The sequence below is a fragment of the Streptomyces toxytricini genome (assembly GCF_014649915.1).
Lineage (GTDB): Bacteria > Actinomycetota > Actinomycetes > Streptomycetales > Streptomycetaceae > Streptomyces > Streptomyces toxytricini.
The window spans coordinates 86356-104333 of the sequence record NZ_BMTY01000013.1; the positions used below are offsets into that span (position 1 = coordinate 86356).

The 17978-nt window shown below is 73.9% G+C and carries 11 protein-coding genes; 3 read left to right on the forward strand and 8 right to left on the reverse strand.

The genetic code is table 11. The features are described from left to right. Positions 1–256: 256 nt before the first annotated feature. Entirely contained in the window at positions 257–1756 is a 1500-nt protein-coding gene (locus tag IE170_RS17965) for a serine/threonine-protein kinase (protein ID WP_308428414.1), read from the reverse strand. After that, positions 1753–2373 (reverse strand): hypothetical protein, encoded by a 621-nt coding sequence (locus tag IE170_RS17970; protein ID WP_189810405.1) that lies wholly within the window; start codon positions 2371–2373, stop codon positions 1753–1755. The genes IE170_RS17965 and IE170_RS17970 overlap by 4 nt, the downstream gene beginning before the upstream one ends. A gap of 219 nt (positions 2374–2592) precedes the next feature. On the opposite strand from IE170_RS17970, the gene IE170_RS17975 reads away from it, so the two are divergent. After that, positions 2593–3312, forward strand: coding sequence for a hypothetical protein (locus IE170_RS17975; protein WP_189810406.1), 720 nt, complete (start codon positions 2593–2595; stop codon positions 3310–3312). Positions 3313–3365: 53 nt separating this feature from the next. Here the strand turns inward: IE170_RS17975 and mfd are convergent, their stop codons facing one another. From mfd to IE170_RS17990, 3 genes are all read right to left on the reverse strand, one after another. Continuing rightward, the gene (gene mfd / locus IE170_RS17980; protein ID WP_189810407.1) at positions 3366–6896 is read right to left on the reverse strand and encodes a transcription-repair coupling factor; all 3531 of its coding nucleotides are present in this window, start codon (positions 6894–6896) and stop codon (positions 3366–3368) included. Between the two features lie 221 nt (positions 6897–7117). After that, complete coding sequence (locus IE170_RS17985) at positions 7118–9643, reverse strand: ABC transporter permease (RefSeq protein ID WP_189810519.1); 2526 nt, start codon at positions 9641–9643, stop codon at positions 7118–7120. 56 nt (positions 9644–9699) lie between these two features. Then, positions 9700–10476: an ABC transporter ATP-binding protein gene (locus IE170_RS17990; protein WP_223856690.1), complete on the reverse strand. Its 777-nt coding sequence runs from the start codon at positions 10474–10476 to the stop codon at positions 9700–9702. A gap of 310 nt (positions 10477–10786) precedes the next feature. On the opposite strand from IE170_RS17990, the gene IE170_RS17995 reads away from it, so the two are divergent. Then, entirely contained in the window at positions 10787–12322 is a 1536-nt protein-coding gene (locus tag IE170_RS17995; RefSeq protein WP_373299010.1) for an MFS transporter, read from the forward strand. Between the two features lie 46 nt (positions 12323–12368). Then, positions 12369–13316: a hypothetical protein gene (locus tag IE170_RS18000; RefSeq protein ID WP_189810409.1), complete on the forward strand. Its 948-nt coding sequence runs from the start codon at positions 12369–12371 to the stop codon at positions 13314–13316. A gap of 225 nt (positions 13317–13541) precedes the next feature. Here the strand turns inward: IE170_RS18000 and IE170_RS18005 are convergent, their stop codons facing one another. The 3 genes from IE170_RS18005 to IE170_RS18015 all read right to left on the reverse strand — a co-directional run bounded on the left by IE170_RS18005 (position 13542) and on the right by IE170_RS18015 (position 17958). Beyond that, positions 13542–14423, reverse strand: a complete 882-nt coding sequence (locus tag IE170_RS18005) for a DivIVA domain-containing protein (protein WP_189810410.1) — start codon at positions 14421–14423, stop codon at positions 13542–13544. Between the two features lie 135 nt (positions 14424–14558). After that, the gene (locus IE170_RS18010) at positions 14559–16955 is read right to left on the reverse strand and encodes an SUKH-4 family immunity protein (protein WP_189810411.1); all 2397 of its coding nucleotides are present in this window, start codon (positions 16953–16955) and stop codon (positions 14559–14561) included. 7 nt (positions 16956–16962) lie between these two features. Further along, positions 16963–17958, reverse strand: coding sequence for an SMI1/KNR4 family protein (locus tag IE170_RS18015; RefSeq protein ID WP_189810412.1), 996 nt, complete (start codon positions 17956–17958; stop codon positions 16963–16965). Positions 17959–17978 lie beyond the last annotated feature (20 nt).

Consider the following 17978-nt stretch of genomic DNA (forward strand, 5'->3'; position numbering starts at 1 on the left):
GGCCGGGGCCCGCCAGAGCAGGCGGACAGCAGGGGGGCCGCGACGAGCAGGGCGGCGGAGACGGAGAGCGCTGTGCGACGGTGCAAAGGAGCCTCCAGGGCCGGGAGATTGTGCGTCGGTGCACAAAGGCCGTGCGGTGATCGATGGTATGCAGTCGGGGTGGTCCGGGCCACCCGTTCGACCAACGAGTCCCCTGGTGTCGCGGGTACGCCCCGCCGCCGGGCCCCGCCGCCGCCCCCGGCCGGGCGGCGCGCGGTCAGCGGACCCGGGTCAGCCACTCCAGGGTGCGCCGGACCTCCGTGGAGAAGGGGTGGCCGGGGCCGTGCACGCGCTCCGCGTCGAACAGCAGCCGGGCCAGGGTGTCGTGGGCGGCGGGCCGGTCGCCCAGCGACAGCAGCAGGTGCCCGATCCGCCGCCGCACCTCCAGCGGCAGCCCCGGGTCCGGGTTGGCGTAGTGGTTCTCGAACAGCGGCAGCAGCGACCGGTACTCCGCCAGCGCCGCCGCCGGCTCGCCGAGCTGCTCCAGGCACTGCGCGGCGTCGTAGCGGAACCGCAGCGACTGCGGGTCGCCCGCAGGGAACTCGTCCGCCAGGCGGCGCAGTTCGGGCAGGGCGCGGCGGTACTGGCCGTCGTCCATCAGCGTGGCCGCGTACTGCTTGCGCAGGGACCGCACCACCGGCGAGTGCTCGCCGTGCTGGGCGGCCGCGGCCGGGAGGATCCCGCCGAGGATGTCCACGGCCTGCGTGAGGCGGCCCTGGTCGAGCAGGCTGCGCGCCTCGTCGACCGCGGCCCCGATGTCCGGCCGCGGCGGGGCCGTCGGCTGCGGCGGGATCGCCGTGCTCCGGTCCGGCCACGGCGCGTGCGGCCGCAGGAAGGGCCGGCTCGGGTCCAGGGACGCCGACGGCGCGCCCTGCTTGGGCAGCAGCGGCGCGAGGGCCTCGTACACGGCCTGCGCGGAGGCGGGCCGGTCCTGCGGGTCCTTGGCCAGCATGTGGAGCAGTACGGCCTCCAGCTGGTGGGGGATCTCCGGGCGGCCCCGGCGCACGGGCACCGGGGGCTCGTACAGGTGGCGGTGGAGGACCCCGAGCGCGGTGGATCCGGCGAAGGGCACGTTCCCGCTGAGCAGTTCGTAGAGCAGGACCCCGAGCGCGTACAGGTCGGTGTACGGGCCGACCGCGCCGCCCATCGCCTGCTCGGGCGCCATGTACGCCGGGCTGCCGATCGGCGTGCCGGTGCTGGTGAGGCGGGTGGTGTCGGTGTCCATCACCGAGGCGACACCGAGGTCGAGGACGAGGACAGTGCCGTCCGGGCGGACCATCACGTTCCGCGGCTTCAGGTCGCGGTGGACGATCGGCACCGCGTGCACCGCGGACAGCACCCCGCACAGCTGCGCGACCACCGAGACAGCCCACGGCCACGGGTAGGGGTCGTGCGCGGCCAGGTGGTCGGCCAGGTTCTCGCCCTCGACGTAGCCCATGACCAGGAACAGCTCGTCGCCGTCGCTGCCCGCGTCGTGGACCGTGACCAGGCCCGGGTGGTCCACCTGCGCCGTCACCCGGCACTCGCGCACGAAGCGGCGCCGCAGCTCCTCGGCCACGGAGCCGGGCCCCGCCACCTTGTCCGGGCGCAGCAGCTTGACCGCGACGCGCCGGTCCAGGCGCTGGTCGTACGCCGTCCACACCTGGCCCATGCCGCCCTGGCCCAGCAGCGAGGCCAGCCGGTAGCGCTCGCCGATGATCCGGCCGTCGTCCGTCACCGGCCCGTGCCCTCACCGTCGGCCGGGGGCTGGTTGGGGTGCGGGGTCTCCTTGCGCAGCAGCTCGCTCAGCTCGTCGAGTTCGGCGCGGACCTGCCCGATGCGCGGCGGGGTGACGGGGCCGGGGCCGGGCTGCGCCGGGCGCGGCACCGGGGTCGGCGTGTGGTGCACCGGCTGGTGCGGCTGCGGGTAGCCGTACGTCGGCCCGGCCGCCTGCTGCGGCGGAACGTAGGGGGCGGCGGGCTGCGGCGGGTACCAGGCGGCGGAGCGGGCAGCGGCCTTGGCCTCGTGGTGCCGGATGTCGGCGACGAGGAAGTAGATGCAGGTGGCGACACCGGTCAGGATCGTGCCGAAGGCGCCGGTGTTGCCCTGCCAGCCGTCGGTGTTCGGGGTCGGGTCGGCACCGATCAGGGCGAGCCAGCCGACGGTGAGCCCGAAGTTGACGGCGAGGAGGATCCAGTCGGCGGACTTGCGGGTGACGACCGCGAGCCGCAGCATCGTCGCCCATCCCAGGAAGCCGCAGCTGAGGACGGGCAGCAGGGCGAACAGCACGCGCAACGCCACCGCACCCCCGGAACTGGGCTGGGGCTGCTGCGGCGGGAGGCCGGGGCCGTGCATCGCTGCTCCTGACGGACCGTGTCGACAAGTTCAGGTCTGAGGGTATACAGCGTTTCCGGCCGCCAGTGAGGGGATGCGCGCAACCGTTGCAGCCTCGCTGCACACAGCCCCGCCCCGCGCCCCCTCCGGACGGACCCCGAGGACCGCACCGGCCGCCGGCCCGACCGGAACACCGGGCTAGCCTCATCCCTCCGACCACACTCCCAGGGGGGAACAACCATGATCGTCAGCCGTTCCAGAGCGGTTGCCGCCGCCGTCGCCGGCGCGGCCCTGCTGGCCGGCACCACGGCCTGCGGTCCCACGGACCCGCTCGCGGGCCGGGATCCCGCCGACGTGCTCCGCCGCGCGTACGAGACGACGCAGCGGGCCCACTTCAAGCAGGGCACCGTGTCGATGAGCACGGGCGGCCGGGACATCCGCGCCGACCTGGGGGCGGCCGACCCCGACTTCTGCGAGGGGTCCGTCACCGTCTACAGGGCCGGGACGGCGCAGCTGCGGATGGAGCGCGGCACGCTCCTGCTCAACGGCGACTCCGGCTTCCTTAAGGACCACTTCCGGGACCGGCCCGAGGCAGAGGCGGAGAAGGCGGCGGAGCGGGCCGCCGGCCGCTGGCTGAAGCTGTCCGCCACCGACCGGGCAGCCGCCCACCTCGTCGCGCTCTGCACCGCCGGCGCCGCTCCGGCCACCGCCTTCTCCCTGGACCGCACCGGCATCCGGCGCGAGCCCGACACCGCCTTCAACGGCAGCGACGTGGCGGTCTTCACCTCCACCGACGCCAACGGCTCCAAGATCACCGACGAGGTGGTGCTCGCCGACAAGCCCTACCTCTTCAAACGCAACCAGCAGACCGGCAACGCCTTCGACGCCGCCGAGTACCGCATCGTGCACATACCGCCGCTGAAGACGCCCGTCGCCCCCGGCGACACCGTGGAGCCCTGAGAACGGCCCGCGGCCGGAACCCCGCCAAGGGGCCCCGGCCGCAGGCCCGCGGGTCAGGAGCCCAGGACCGTCGTCAGGAACTCGCCCGTCCAGGCCAGGAGTTCCCGGCCGACCAGCGGCTTCCCGCCGACCCGGGCCGTCTTCGGCCGCGGCACCAGCACCTGCGACGCCGCCGGCTTCAGCACCGACCCCGGGTAGAGCCGCTTCAGCCGCAGCTCCTGCGACTCCCGCAGCTCCACCGGCCCGAACCGCACGTTCGGCCCCTGCAGGGTGATGTCGCCGACACCGCAGGCCCGCGCCAGCATCCGCAGCCCCGCGACCAGCAGCAGGTTCTCCACCGGCTCCGGCAGCTTGCCGTAGCGGTCGGTGAGCTCCTCCCGGACCGCCTTGACGTCCTCCTCGGAGTTCACCGAGGCGATCGCCCGGTACGCCTGCAGGCGCAGCCGCTCCCCCGGCGCGTAGTCGTGCGGGACGTGCGCGTCGACCGGAAGCTCGATCTTCACCTCCAGCGGCGGCTCCTCCTCCACCCCGCCCTCGACGGCCGCCCGGTAGTCGGCCACCGCCTCGCCGACCATCCGGATGTACAGGTCGAAGCCGACGCCCGCGATGTGCCCGGACTGCTCCCCGCCGAGCAGGTTGCCCGCACCGCGGATCTCCAGGTCCTTCATCGCCACGTACATGCCGGCGCCCATCTCCGTGTGCTGGGCGATCGTCGCCAGCCGCTCGTGCGCCGTCTCCGTCAGCGGCTTCTCCGGCGGGTAGAGGAAGTACGCGTACCCCCGCTCCCGGCCGCGCCCGACCCGGCCGCGCAGCTGGTGCAGCTGCGACAGGCCGAAGTTGTCGCCGCGCTCCACGATCAGGGTGTTGGCGTTCGAGATGTCGATCCCGGACTCGACGATCGTCGTCGAGACGAGCACGTCGAACTTCTTCTCCCAGAAGTCGACGACGACCTGTTCGAGCGCCTGCTCCGACATCTGCCCGTGCGCCGTCGCGATCCGCGCCTCCGGCACGATCTCCCGCAGCCGGGCCGCCGCCCGGTCGATCGACTCGACCCGGTTGTGGATGTAGAAGCACTGGCCCTCGCGCAGCAGCTCCCGCCGGATCGCCGCCCCGATCTGCTTCTCCTCGTACGGGCCGACGAACGTCAGCACCGGGTGCCGCTCCTCCGGCGGCGTCGTGATCGTCGACATCTCGCGGATGCCCGTCACCGCCATCTCCAGGGTGCGCGGGATCGGCGTCGCCGACATCGTCAGCACGTCCACGTTCGCCCGCAGCTTCTTCAGCTGCTCCTTGTGCTCGACGCCGAACCGCTGCTCCTCGTCGACGATGACCAGGCCGAGGTCCTTGAACTTCGTCTCCTGCGAGAACAGCCGGTGCGTGCCGATCACGACGTCCACCGAGCCGTCCTTCAGGCCCTCCAGGGTGGCCTTGGCCTCGGTGTCGCTCTGGAACCGCGACAGCGCCCGCACGACCACCGGGAACTGGCTGTACCGCTCGGAGAACGTGCCGAAGTGCTGCTGCACCAGCAGCGTCGTCGGGACGAGCACGGCGACCTGCTTGCCGTCCTGCACCGCCTTGAACGCCGCCCGCACCGCGATCTCGGTCTTGCCGTAGCCGACGTCGCCGCACACCAGCCGGTCCATGGGCACGGACTTCTCCATGTCCTCCTTGACCTCGGCGATCGTCGTCAGCTGGTCGGGCGTCTCCGCGTACGGGAACGCGTCCTCCAGCTCGCGCTGCCAGGGCGTGTCCGGGCCGAAGGAGTGGCCGGGCGCCGCCATCCGCGCGCTGTACAGCTTGATCAGGTCGGCGGCGATCTCCTTGACCGCCTTCTTCGCGCGGGCCTTCGTCTTCGTCCAGTCGGCGCCGCCGAGCCGGTGCAGCGTCGGCGCCTCGCCGCCCACGTACTTGGTGACCTGCTCCAGCTGGTCCGTCGGGATGTACAGGCGGTCGCCGGGCTGGCCCCGCTTGGCGGGCGCGTACTCCACCAGCAGGTACTCGCGGGTGGCGCCCTGCACGGTGCGCTGCACCATCTCGATGTACCGGCCGACGCCGTGCTGCTCGTGGACGATGTAGTCGCCCGCCTCCAGCGTGAGCGGGTCGATGGACTTGCGGCGCCGCGTCGGCATCCGGCCCAGGTCCTTGGTGGCCGTCCGCTGCCCCGTCAGGTCCGTCTCCGTCAGGACCGCCAGCTGCAGCGCCGGATCGACGAAGCCGGTGGCGAGCGCCCCGCACGCCACCTGCACCAGACCGGTCGCCAGCTCGCCCAGCCCCGCCTCCAGGCGGGCCGCGATGCCCTCCCCGGACAGCACCTCGACGGTGCGGGCGGCGGGGCCGTGCCCCTCGGTCAGGTAGACGGTCCGCCAGCCGTCGGCGAGCCAGCCCTTGGTGTCGGCGAGCGCGCGGGCGATGTCGCCCCGGTAGGCCTCCGCGGCCTGCATGCCCAGCTTGAGGGTGTCGGCGGACAGCTCCTCGTCGGCGGCGAACGGCGAGACGGACCACCACATCATGCCGAGCTCGCGCGCCCGGTCGCGGACGTCGGCGATGCCGCGCAGCGAGGCGGCGCCGACGTCGATCGGCGCCTCGCCGCCGCCGGCGGTGGCCGCCCACGACGCCATCAGGAACTCCTGGCTGGTGGCGACGAGGTCCGCGGCCCGGGTGCGGACCCGCTCCGGGTCGCAGACGACGGCCATCGACCCGGCGGGCAGCACGTCGACGAGGAGCTCCATGTCGTCGACGAGGACCGGCGCGAGGGATTCCATGCCCTCCACCGCGATCCCCTCGGCGATCTTGCCGAGGAGTTCGCCGAGCTCGGGGTGGTCCTCGGCCAGGGCCGCGGCCCGCTCGCGGACCTCGGGCGTCAGCAGCAGCTCCCGGCAGGGCGGCGCCCACAGCCCGTGCTCGGCGATCTCCAGGGACCGCTGGTCGGCGACCTTGAAGTAGCGGACCTCCTCGACCTCGTCGCCCCAGAACTCGATGCGCAGCGGGTGCTCCTCGGTCGGCGGGAACACGTCGAGGATGCCGCCGCGGACGGCGAACTCGCCGCGCTTCTCCACCAGTTCCACCCGTGCGTACGCGGCCGCCGACAGCGCCTCGACGACCTCGCCGAGGTCGGTGCTCTCGCCCCGCCGCAGACTGACGGGCACCAGGTCGGCCAGGCCCTTGACCTGCGGCTGGAGCACCGACCGGATCGGCGCGACCACGACCGAGACGGGCCCGGCCGCCGGGTCGTCCTTGCTGGGGTGGACGAGCCGGCGCAGGACGGCCAGGCGGCGGCCGACGGTGTCGCTGCGCGGAGAGAGCCGCTCGTGCGGCAGCGTCTCCCACGACGGGAACTCCGCGACCTCGTCCGGCGGCAGGAAGGAGCGCAGAGCGGCGGCGAGGTCCTCGGCCTCCCGGCCGGTGGCGGTGACCGCGAGGACGGTCCGCCCGGTGCGGGCGGCCAGCGCGGCGATCGCGAGGGGCCGTGCGGCGGGCGGGCCGACGAGGTCCACGTGCATGCGGTTGCCGTCCCCGGCCGCGGTGACCGCCTCGGCGAGGGCGGCATCCCGGGTGACGGCGTCGAGCAGTCCGTGCAGGCTCATGAAGGAGGCTTTCCATCCGGTGTAGAGGGCAGCGCGAGGGGCCCGACACGCGTGCGGGCCGGGGGTTCCACCCTACGCCCGCTCCCCCGGCCCCGGCCTCCGCTGGCGCGCCCCGCACGCCGCCCGCCGCCGCCCGCCGGGGCCCCGTACACGGGCGCGGGCCCCGGCGCGCCCCCGTCGGGGACCGCCGGGGCCCGCGCCGCCCCCCGTACGACCGCCGGCTAGTCGCCGGCGATCGCGTCCAGGACGTTCATCCGCCCCGCCCGGAAGGCCGGGACCAGTGCGGCGAACAGGCCGACGAACGCGGAGGCGGCGAAGACGCCGATGATCGTCGGCCAGGGGATCTCCAGCACCTTCAGCCCCTCCAGCGCCAGCAGCTGCTGGGCGGCGGCCCCCCAGCCCATGCCCAGGCCGAGGCCGAGGAGGGCGCCGAAGAGGGCGATGACGACCGACTCCAGGCGGATCATGCGGCGCAGCTGGCGGCGGGAGAGGCCGATGGCGCGCATCAGGCCGATCTCGCGGGTCCGCTCGACCACGGAGAGGGCGAGGGTGTTCACGACGCCGAGCACGGCGACGACGATGGCGAGGCCGAGGAGCCCGTAGACCATGTTCAGCAGCTGGCCGACCTGGTCCTTCAGGTTCTCCTTGTAGTCGGTCTGGTTCAGCACCTGGTACTGCGGATACGGGGCGAGGGCCGCCTTGACCGCCGCGTACGCCGGCTCCGCCTTCCCGTCGGCGGCCTTGGCCAGCAGCATGAACGGCCGCGGCATCCTGTCGGCCGGCACGTACTGCCCGGCGGTCGCCGTGGACACGTACATGACGCCCTTGTCGAGGTTGCCGTCGTCGGAGGTGATCGCCGCGACCTTCAGCCGGGCGGTCTTGCCTCCGGTGAACGCGACGGTCAGCTCGTCCCCGACCTTCACCCCGTGCTCGGCGGCGTAGAGCGAGCCGACCGACATCGCCCCGGCGCCGTACGCCTGCGGGTGCTCGCCCGCGGTCATCTTGCGCCGCACGTCCTGCGCGTACGAGGGGTCGGTGACGCTGACCTCCTCGTCCACGGTGCGGCCGTTCGGGGCGGTGACCTTGGCGGGGACGCCGCGGTAGGCGGTGACGTGGTCGAGGCCCGCGGTGGCGCGCAGCGCCTGCTCGGCCTGCGGCACGACCGGCTGGCCGGCCGGGGACTGGACGATGTAGTCGGCGCCGACGGACCGGTCGAGCTCGTCGGTCGCGGAGGCGACCATCGAGGACCCGACGACCGACAGGCAGGCGACCAGCGCGAGCCCGATCATCAGCGCGGCGGCGGTGGCACCGGTGCGTCGCGGGTTGCGCAGCGCGTTCCGCTCGGCGAGCCGTCCCACGGCCCCGAACGGCCGCAGGACCGGCGCGGACAGCACCCGTACGACGATCCCGGCGAGCAGCGGGCCGATGACGACGAACCCGATCAGCGTGAACACCACGCCGAGCCCCAGCCAGGCCGACCCGGCCGCGGCCCGGTCGGCGGTGACGGCCAGGGCGAGCCCGGCGGCACCGGCACCGGTGAGGACGAGCCCGAGCACGGCCCGGATCCGGCCGGCCTTGCGGTCGCCGGGGGTGCCGGCGTCGCGGAGGGCGGCCATCGGCGAGACCTTCCCGGCCCGGCGGGCGGGGACGAACGCGGAGACGACGGTCACGACCACGCCGAGGACGAGACCGGTGACGGGCGTCGTCCACACGACCGTCAGGTCATCGGTGGAGAGGTTCATGCCCATCCGGCCCATCAGCTCCATCAGCCCGACGGCCAGCCCGATGCCCGCACCGATGCCGAGCGCGGAGCCGATGACGCCGAGCAGCAGGGCCTCGACGACCACGGACTTCAGCACCTGCCCGCTCTCGGCGCCGATGGCCCGCATCAGCCCGATCTCGCGGGTCCGCTGGGCGACCAGCATCGAGAACGTGTTGAAGATCAGGAAGATGCCGACCAGGAAGGCGATCCCGGCGAAGCCGAGCATCACGTACTTCATGACGTTCAGGAACGACGCGACGTCCTTGCGCCCGGCGTCCGCGGACTCCTTCGCGGTCTGCAGCTTGTACGTGTCCGCACCGACCGCGGCGGCGACGTTCCGCTTCAGCTGCTCGTCGCCGACGCCGTCCGCGGCGGTCACGGCGACGTGCGTGAACACACCGGGTGCCCCGAGGAGCTTCTCCTGCGCGGTCGCCGTGTCGAAGTAGACGACGGCCGCACCGGGGTTGGTGACGGTGAACGCGGCGATGCCGCTGATCCGCGCCCGGACGTCACCGATCACGGTGATGGCGCGCAGCTCCTGGCCCAGCTCCAGCCCGTGCTTGCGGGCGGTGTCGGCGTCGACCATCATCTCGCCCGGCCCGCTCGGCTCCCGGCCCGAGGCGATCTTCATCGACTTGAGCTCGCTCGCGGACCAGTTGGCGGCGATCGTCGGAGCGCCGGTGGTGGAGCCGAGGTTCTCGTTCTTGCCGTTGACCAGCGTGACGGACATCGAGAGCACCCCGCCCTGCACGTCCGCCACACCGTCGACCCGGCGCACCTGCTCCAGGACGGACCCCGCAAGCACCTCGGGCCGGCCGCTGCCCGGCAGGTCGTCGCCGTCCTCCGCCGCCTTCGGGCTGACGGTGACGTCGGCGCCCGTCACGGCGAACAGCTTGTCGAACGTCGTGTTCATGGTGTCGGTGAAGACCAACGTCCCGCAGACGAAGGCAACGGACAGCATCACGGCGACGGCGGACAGCAGCATCCGCCCCTTGTGCGCGACGAGGTTCCGCCGCGACGTCTTCAGCACCGCACCTGCGCTCACGAGGTCCGCCCCCGCGCGTCGAAGTCCTTCATCCGGTCCAGGACCTGGTCGGCGCTCGGCGCGTGCATCTCGTCCACGATCCGCCCGTCCGCGAGGAAGACGACCCGGTCGGCGTACGACGCGGCCACCGGGTCATGCGTGACCATGACAATGGTCTGGCCGAGCTCGTCGACCGAACGCCGCAGGAACCCCAGCACCTCGGCCCCCGCCCGGGAGTCCAGGTTCCCCGTCGGCTCGTCACCGAAGATGATCTGCGGCCGGGCGGCCAGCGCCCGCGCCACGGCGACCCGCTGCTGCTGCCCGCCGGAAAGCTCCGTCGGCCGGTGCTTCAACCGCCCCGCCAGCCCCACGGTCTCCACGACCCGCTCCAGCCACTCCCGATCGGGTTTCCGGCCGGCGATGTCCATCGGGAGCGTGATATTCTCCAGCGCGTTCAGCGTGGGCAGCAGGTTGAACGCCTGGAAGATGAACCCGATCCGGTCCCGCCGAAGCTGCGTCAGCTTCTTGTCCTTCAACCGCGTGATCTCGGTGTCGTCCAGGTGGATCTCCCCGCTGGTGACGGTGTCCAGCCCCGCCAGGCAGTGCATCAGCGTCGACTTCCCCGAACCGGACGGCCCCATGATGGCCGTGAACCGGCCGCGCACGATGTCCACGTCGACGTGGTCGAGAGCCACCACCCGCGTCTCGCCGGAGCCGTACGCCTTGACGACCTGGCGCGCCCGGGCCGCGACGGCTTCATGGCCTCCAGTACCCCCGTGCCTGGTTTCGGTCATAGCCGTTGTCACGGTGCTTCCCCTCGTTCGTTTGCCTGTGCGGTCGAGTGTCGGCCGCGCAGGGGCCCGGGCGCCCTGGTGCCCCTCGCCGTATCCACCGGGGGGTTAGCCCCACCCCGCGTATGAACCAGTTAAGGACTCCTCACGGCGCGCCACCTCCTCCGCCGGGACGAACGGCCCCTGGGCCGTTGTAAGGAGCAGTCCCCTAGGGGATCTGCACCTTTCGGCGGACCCGAGACGGGGGTTCCCCCGGAGAGACCGCGGTGAGAAGGTGTCCCCCGGCCAGTACGTGCACGGTGAAAGGATCCGGGTGGGCAGGCAGGAGAGCACCGACGGACACCCCGGGGACGCCGCCGCCGGGCACATACCCGCCGCCCCGGCCGCGGCCGCCGGCCGGCCCCCGGCCTCCGTCGTCGCCGCCCTGATGCTCACCATGGCGCTCGTCGCCCTGGACGCCTCGGTGGTCGCCACCGCCGTCCCCCAGATCGTCGGCGACCTCGGCGGCTTCTCCGTCTTCTCCTGGCTCTTCGCCGGCTACCTCCTCGCCATCACCGTCACCCTCCCCGTCTACGGCCGGCTCTCCGACACCTTCGGCCGCAAGCCCGTCCTCCTCTTCGGCACCGCCCTGTTCCTCCTCGGCTCCCTGCTCTGCGGCATCGCCTGGGACATGGCCTCGCTGATCGCGTTCCGCATCGTCCAGGGCCTCGGCGGCGGCGCCCTCCAGGGCACCGTCCAGACCCTCGCCGCCGACCTGTACCCGCTGAAGGACCGCCCGAGGATCCAGGCCCGCATGTCCTCCGTGTGGGCCGCCTCCGCCCTCGCCGGCCCGGCCCTCGGCGGCCTCCTCGCCGGATACGCCGACTGGCGGTGGATCTTCCTCGCCAACCTGCCGCCCGCCGGGCTCGCCCTCTGGCTGGCCGCCCGCCACCTCGCCGAACCCGCCCGCGCCCCCGGCCGCCGCGGCCCCGTCGACTGGGCCGGCGCCCTCACCATCGCCGCCTGCGGCAGCGTCCTGCTCTTCGCCCTCGTCCAGGGCGGCGTCGCCTGGCCGTGGCTGTCCTGGCCGTCCCTCGCCCTGCTGGCCGCCGGCGCCGCCCTCGCGGCCGCGGTCGTCGCCGTCGAACGCCGGGCCGCCGACCCGATCCTGCCCGGCTGGGTGTGGCGGCGGCGCACCACCGCCGCCGTGAACCTCGCCCTGGGCGCCCTCGGCCTCCTGATGGTCGCCCCGACCGCGTTCGTCCCCACGTACGCCCAGACGGTCCTCGGCCTCGACCCGGTCACCGCCGGGCTCGTCATGTCCGCGATGACCCTCAGCTGGCCTCTGTCCGCGGCCCTGAGCCAGCACGTCTACCGCCGCCTCGGCTTCCGCGACACCGCAGCCCTGGGCATGGCGGCCGCCGCCCTGACCCTCTTCACCTTCACCCGGCTCCCCTACCCGGGCAGCCCGTGGCAGCCGGCCCTCGTCATGCTGGCCCTGGGCGCAGCCCTGGGCCTGTTCCAACTCCCCCTGGTCGTCGGCGTCCAGTCAACGGTCGGCTGGGCGGAACGCGGCACCACCACCGCATCCGTCCTCTTCTGCCGCCAGGTCGGCCAGAGCCTGGGCGCGGCCCTCTTCGGAGCGGTGGCCAACGCCACCCTCACCACCCACCTGACCGGCGGCCACACCCTGGACGCACTCCCGGAAGCCCTGGACACCGAGGCGGCCGAACCCGTCCGCCGAGCAGTGGCCACGGCGGTGGACCACGTCTTCCTGGGCGCGACGGCCGCAGCAGCGGCAGCCCTGGCGGTCCTCCTCTTCCTGGCTCCCCGCCGCTTCCCGGTCCTCCCGGACCAGCAGTTGTCATGACCGCCGTCCCCCGAGTAGACCTGTCCGACAACCACACGGGGGAGACATGACCGCAACACTTCTCGCACTCGCGTTACTGATCGCCGCAGTGGGCCCCGCGGCCTGGCGCCTGCGCCGCAGCCCCGCCTTCATCACGGGCCGCGACGGCCGCCTCTCGACCTCCACCGCCCTGGCCCTCGCCTGGACGGTCATCCTCGTCTGGCTGCTCGTCGCGGTCCTCGCCCACGCCCTCACGACAGGCGACAGCACCCGCTACCTCAACGCCGACCCCGGCCCCCTGTCCCCCCTGGCCACGGTCTACCTCCCTCTCCTGGGCGGCCCGTACACGGCCCTCATCGGCGCCAAGGCCGTCGTCGGCATCCGCCTGCAACACGGCACCCTCGCCAAACCGGCCTCCGCCTCCCCCCACCGCCCCCTCCGCGAACTCATCGCGAACGACAGCGGCCGCACCGACCTGGTCGACCTCCAGTACGTCGCCCTGAACACCGTGACGATGCTCTACGTCGTCGCCGCGTTCCTCGCCGACGCAGAAGCGGGCCTCCCCGACCTCCCGCCCCAACTCTGGGCCCTGACCGGCGCCCCGGCAGGCGCGTACCTGCTCAACAAACTGGCGACCCGCCCCAACCCGGTCATCACGGCGGTGTCCCTCACGAACGACACCCTCACGGTCCGAGGCGGCGGCTTCACCCCGGACGCCCGCCTGGAACTGAACGGCACCCCGGTCCCCACCACAGCCCCCACCCCCGACACCCTGACAACCCCCCTCCCCCACCCCACCCACCCCCTCACCGCGGTGGTCACCTCCCACGGCCTCCGCAGCGACCCGTACACGCACACACCACCCACGCACACACCGGCCCCCCACACACCGACCACCCCCACACCGACGGAAGACGAACGCACACCGGCGGGGGACGAAGGCACACCGGCGGGGGACGAACGCACACCGGCGGGGGACGAACTCACACCCCCGGGGGCTCGGCCCGGCCGGTGACGGGGGTGGGGCGGGGTGCCGTCCGGGGTGTAAAACGTGATTTGTGGCCCCCACTCGGCATAACGACACAACTCCAGCCAAGGGGCCATAAATCATGCCTACCCCGGACGGCACCCCGCCCCGCCCCCGGCGCCGGCCCCACCCGAAGCCCCCGCCCCCCAGCCCCGCCGGCGCTTGAGGCGCGGGGGTGCGGGGGCGGAGCCCCCGCACCCACCACACCCCGCGTCAGCCCTCCGCCGGAGCCGGCCGACCCGTCAACGCCGCCAGACTCGCCCGCACATGACTCATGTGCGCCCGCATCTCGTCCTCGGCCTCCGCATGCTCCCGCAGGATCCGCTCGGTCTCCCGCCCGATCCGCTCCTCCCGCACACGCGCCTGCGCCAGCAGCTCGGCGGCCTGCGCCTCGGCGTCCTCCTGCCCGTGCCGGGCGGCTTCCTCCGCCTCGGCGAGCCCGCGCCGCGCCTCGGCGAGCCGCCCCTCGACGTGCCGCTCCAGCTCGGCGAGCCGGTCGTCGAGCCCGTTCTCCCGTACGGCGAGGGCCCGTTCGGCGGCCTCCCACCGCTCGGCCTGTTCCTGCTCCTGCTCGGCGAGCAGCTCGTGCGCCCGCCGCCGCGTCTGCGCGAGCACGGCCTGCGCCTGGTCGCGCCACCCGGCGGCGTCCTCGCGGGCCGCGGCCCGCAGCGCGTCCGCTTCCCGTTCGGCGGCGAGCAGCCCCTGCCGGGCCCGGACCTCGGTCTGCTCGCGCACGGCCTGCGCGTCCTGCCGGGCCAGCTCGGCGACCCGCTCGGCGTGCGCCTCGGCGGCGGCCAGCGCATCGGCGGCGTCGGCCTGCGCGTCGGCCCGTACGGCCTCGGCCTCCTCCTGGGCGAGCGCCAGGATCTGCCGGGCCCGCTCGCTCAGTTCGTCGTAGGTCTGCGGCGGCAGCGCGGCGACGACCTCCCGCAGCCGTTCCGCCTCCGCTTCCATCTGCTTGGCGAGGACGGTCAGCCGCGCCACCCGCTCCCAGGCCTCGTCCCGGCCGCCGGAGAGCCGCGCGAGGTAGCGGTCGACCTGGTCCGTGCGGTAGCCGCGGCGTACGGTCGTGAAACCCTGTCCGTGAGGTGACATGCGTGCAGCCATCCTGGAAGCGCCTCTCTCGCGGGGATTGCTGTCAAGGATGCGGCATGTGCCCCCTGAAGCCCGAATGGCCGGGCCGGGACCCCCGGCAAGGGTCCCGGCCCGGCCATGCCGGTGATCATCCGATCAGAGCAGTCCGTCCCACATCTGCTCCAGCAGCACGGACCACCAGCTCTCCGGCGAGGTCAGCGCGGCACTGTCGAGGCCGGCCAGATTCGCCTGGAAATCGACCGTCCAGCGCCCCGCCTGCTCGGGCGTCAGATGCTGCCGCAGCCGCCACATGTGCCCCAGCATGGCGATCGACCGTGCGAACTGCGGCAGGCTGGAGTTCACGAACTGCGGCGGTACGGGCGCCCCGCCCGGCCCGCCTTCGACGGGCACGGCGACGATGTGCGCGGTCCCGTACTGCACGCACAGCGCCTTGCCGAAGTCGCTGCCGATGACCAGGTACGAGCCGGCGTCCGACGCGGGCTGCACCTGCCGCTGCAAAGCCAGCTCGGCCAGCGTCGGCACCGGCTGCCCGGGCACGGCCTGCGCCCAGAAGAACGGCCCGAAGTCCGTCGGCAGTCCGGCCCACATCAGCGTCTGCGCCACGATGTCGGGCACGCCCTGCCGGGAAACGGCCCGCTGGTCGAAGCGGAACACGCCCTGCGGCCCGAACGCCCCGGCGAGTTCCGCGCCGATCGCGTCGAGCGGGATCGCCGGCTGAAGCGGCACCTGCGGCAGCGGCGCCCGTACCGGAGCGGGGCGCGCCGGCCCGTCGGCCACCTGGTGCAGTTCGCCCTGGTGGGTGAGGAGGTGCCGCATGCCGGCCTGCCGCCCGGCGTGGTCCTTCCCGTAGGGGGCGACGCTGGTGATCCGCACCTGCGGCCAGGTCTCGCGGATCATCCGGGCGCAGTAGCCGCCGGGAAGTTCGCAGGACTCCAGCTCGGTGTGGAGTTCCAGCACCTGCTGCGGCGGCACGTTCATGGCGCGCAGCTCGTGCAGGATCTGCCACTCCGGGTGCGGGGTACCGGGCGCCGAGCGGCGGATGATCTGCTGCTCGGAGCCGTCGTTGCCGCGGTAGCGGAGTACGGCCTGGTAGCCGGGGCCCACGGTGGGCGTGCCGGAGGCGGCGGGCGCGGGCGGCGGCGCCGACGGGCCGGCCACGACGGCGGGCCCCGCCAGCATCGTCGCGGCGTGCTCGATGCCGCCGGGCGGCGTACCGGGTCCACCCGGAGCGGCGGGCGGCGCGGGCGGCTGCGCACCCGGCGCCGGCGGCGGACCAGGAGGCGCAGGCGGCCCACCCACCACGGCAGGCCCCGCCAGCATCGTCGCGGCATGGTCCAGCCCACGCCCCATCGACCCCGGAGCCCCAGGAGGCCCGGGAGGCACAGGCGGCTGCCCCGCACCCGGCGCACCAGGAGCACCCGGCGCCGGCGGCGGACCAGGAGGCGCAGGCGGCCCACCCACCACGGCAGGCCCCGCCAGCATCGTCGCGGCATGGTCCAGCCCACGCCCCATCGACCCCGGAGCCCCAGGCGGCCCGGGAGGCGCAGGCGGCTGCCCCGCACCCGGCGCACCGGGAGCGGCAGGGGGCGCGGGCGGCGCGACGGGCGCCTTGCCCGTGGGCTCCTGCGCCAGCGCCTCGGGAGACCCCGGCGCCGCAGCGGGCGCGGGCGGCGCCCCGCCCAGGTCGAGCGCGGGCGCGATCGCGGTCTTCGGCAGCGCACTGCCCGCGGGCATGAGCTGCGTCCGGGCCTCAGGCGACACCGACGGCGCCGCGGAGGCATCGTCCAGGTCCGACCCGGACAGCGGTGGCGCGAACACGGTCGCGGGCAGCGGCACCGAGGCGTCGTCCGCACCCGGCGTCACATCCGTCCCCGCCCACGGCGTCGCCCCGACGGGCACCCCGCCCTCGGCGGTCGGCTCGTACGGCACCTCGCGCCGCAGCGGCACCGGCTCGGGCACCTCGGCGGCCACCGCCGGCGACACGTCCGCAGCGCCGGAACCGGCAGCCGCACCCGAAGCCGCATCCCCGTCCCCGGAAGCGGCAGCACCCGCACCCGCAGACGCACCGGCAAGACCATCGGCAGCCGCAGCCGGACCCGGAACGGACTCCGCAGCCGGAACGGACTCCGCCACCGGCACCGGAGCCGGCGCCGGCGGAATCCCCGCCCGGTCCGCAGCCTCCTGCAACCACTCCGGAGGACTCAGCATGAACGACGTCTGCTCCGAGTCGATCCGCGGCGCCGGCACCGACGGCTCCGCCGCCTGCACGGCCGCGGCCCCGTACTCCTCCTCGTACCGGCGGATGACCTCACCCACCGGCAACCCCGGCCACAACGTCACCTCACCGCTGTCCCGCGCGATCACCAGCCGCTGCCGGCCACCGCCGGCCACCGGCCCGCCCGCACGGTCCTCGGCCCACACCACGAAGCCGAGCCCGAACTCCCGCACCCGCACCTCGCGGTGCTGGTACGGCGGCACGCCCCCGTTGATCCACTCCTCGGCGCGCTCCTGCGCCTGCGCAAACGTCACCATCGCGCCGTCACCCTTCCACCGGCGCCGCACCCGGCACCGGAACCGAACGCGCGAATCCGCCGTCCACCATCAGACCGGCCACCGTCTCCAACTCAGGGGGATTTCCCGCCAACTTCTCGAGAAAGGCATCGAAATCCGCACCGCACGGCAGCAACAGCCGCTCCACGCGCTCCTGCACCGACCAACCGTCCCGGTCACGCCCGTCGTCGTACGGGGAGAACCACACGGAGCCGATGCCCTCGCCCTTGACCTTCACCGCCAGCAGACCGCCCTGCGCGAACGCCACGCACAGGTAGTCCTTCGTCAGGTGGTCCCGCAGGCACTTGTTCACGTACACCAGGTCGTTGACGGCAGCCTCCTCACGCACCGTGAAGAACGGCTGGTCGACCAGCACACCCAGGTCCACGTCCAGACCCGCGCCGACCGGCGCGCACCCGCCCGCGGCCTTCAGGAACGCCCGGTACGCCTCCGGCAGCCGGTAGCCGAGGTCCTCCTCGACCCCCTGCACCTGCTCCTCGCCCACCGACACCGCGGCCTTCGGCAGCGCCAGGTGCACCGGGCGCACCTCCTGCAGCGGACGCGTACCCCGCTTCTCGTGGTCCACGGGAGCCGTCGCCAGCCCGGCATGGTGCCGCAGCAGCGCCTTCACCTCGACCGGGACCAGCTCCATGCGCCGGGTCCCCGCCACGTGGTGCCACGTCCAGCCGTGCGGCGTCGCCACCGGCCCGACCGTGTCCCACAGGGGATGGCCGGCGGCCTGCATGGCAGCGTTCGCCGACACGTAGTCCGTCAACCGCAGCTCGTCCACACCGAACCCCTCCGGGGGCTCGGCGATCTCCACGGCCGCACGCGCGTACGGCGAGAAGTCCGGATGTCCCTGCGCACCCATCCGCACGCCCTGGGGATGCCGAGCGGCCCGGACCGGGTCCGGGAAGTGCACGACCTGCCCCGAATACGCGGCGTTGGGTGGCGCGGCCTGCTCGCCGAGCCGACCTGTCGTCATGGCAGTAGCCCCCTGCTGGA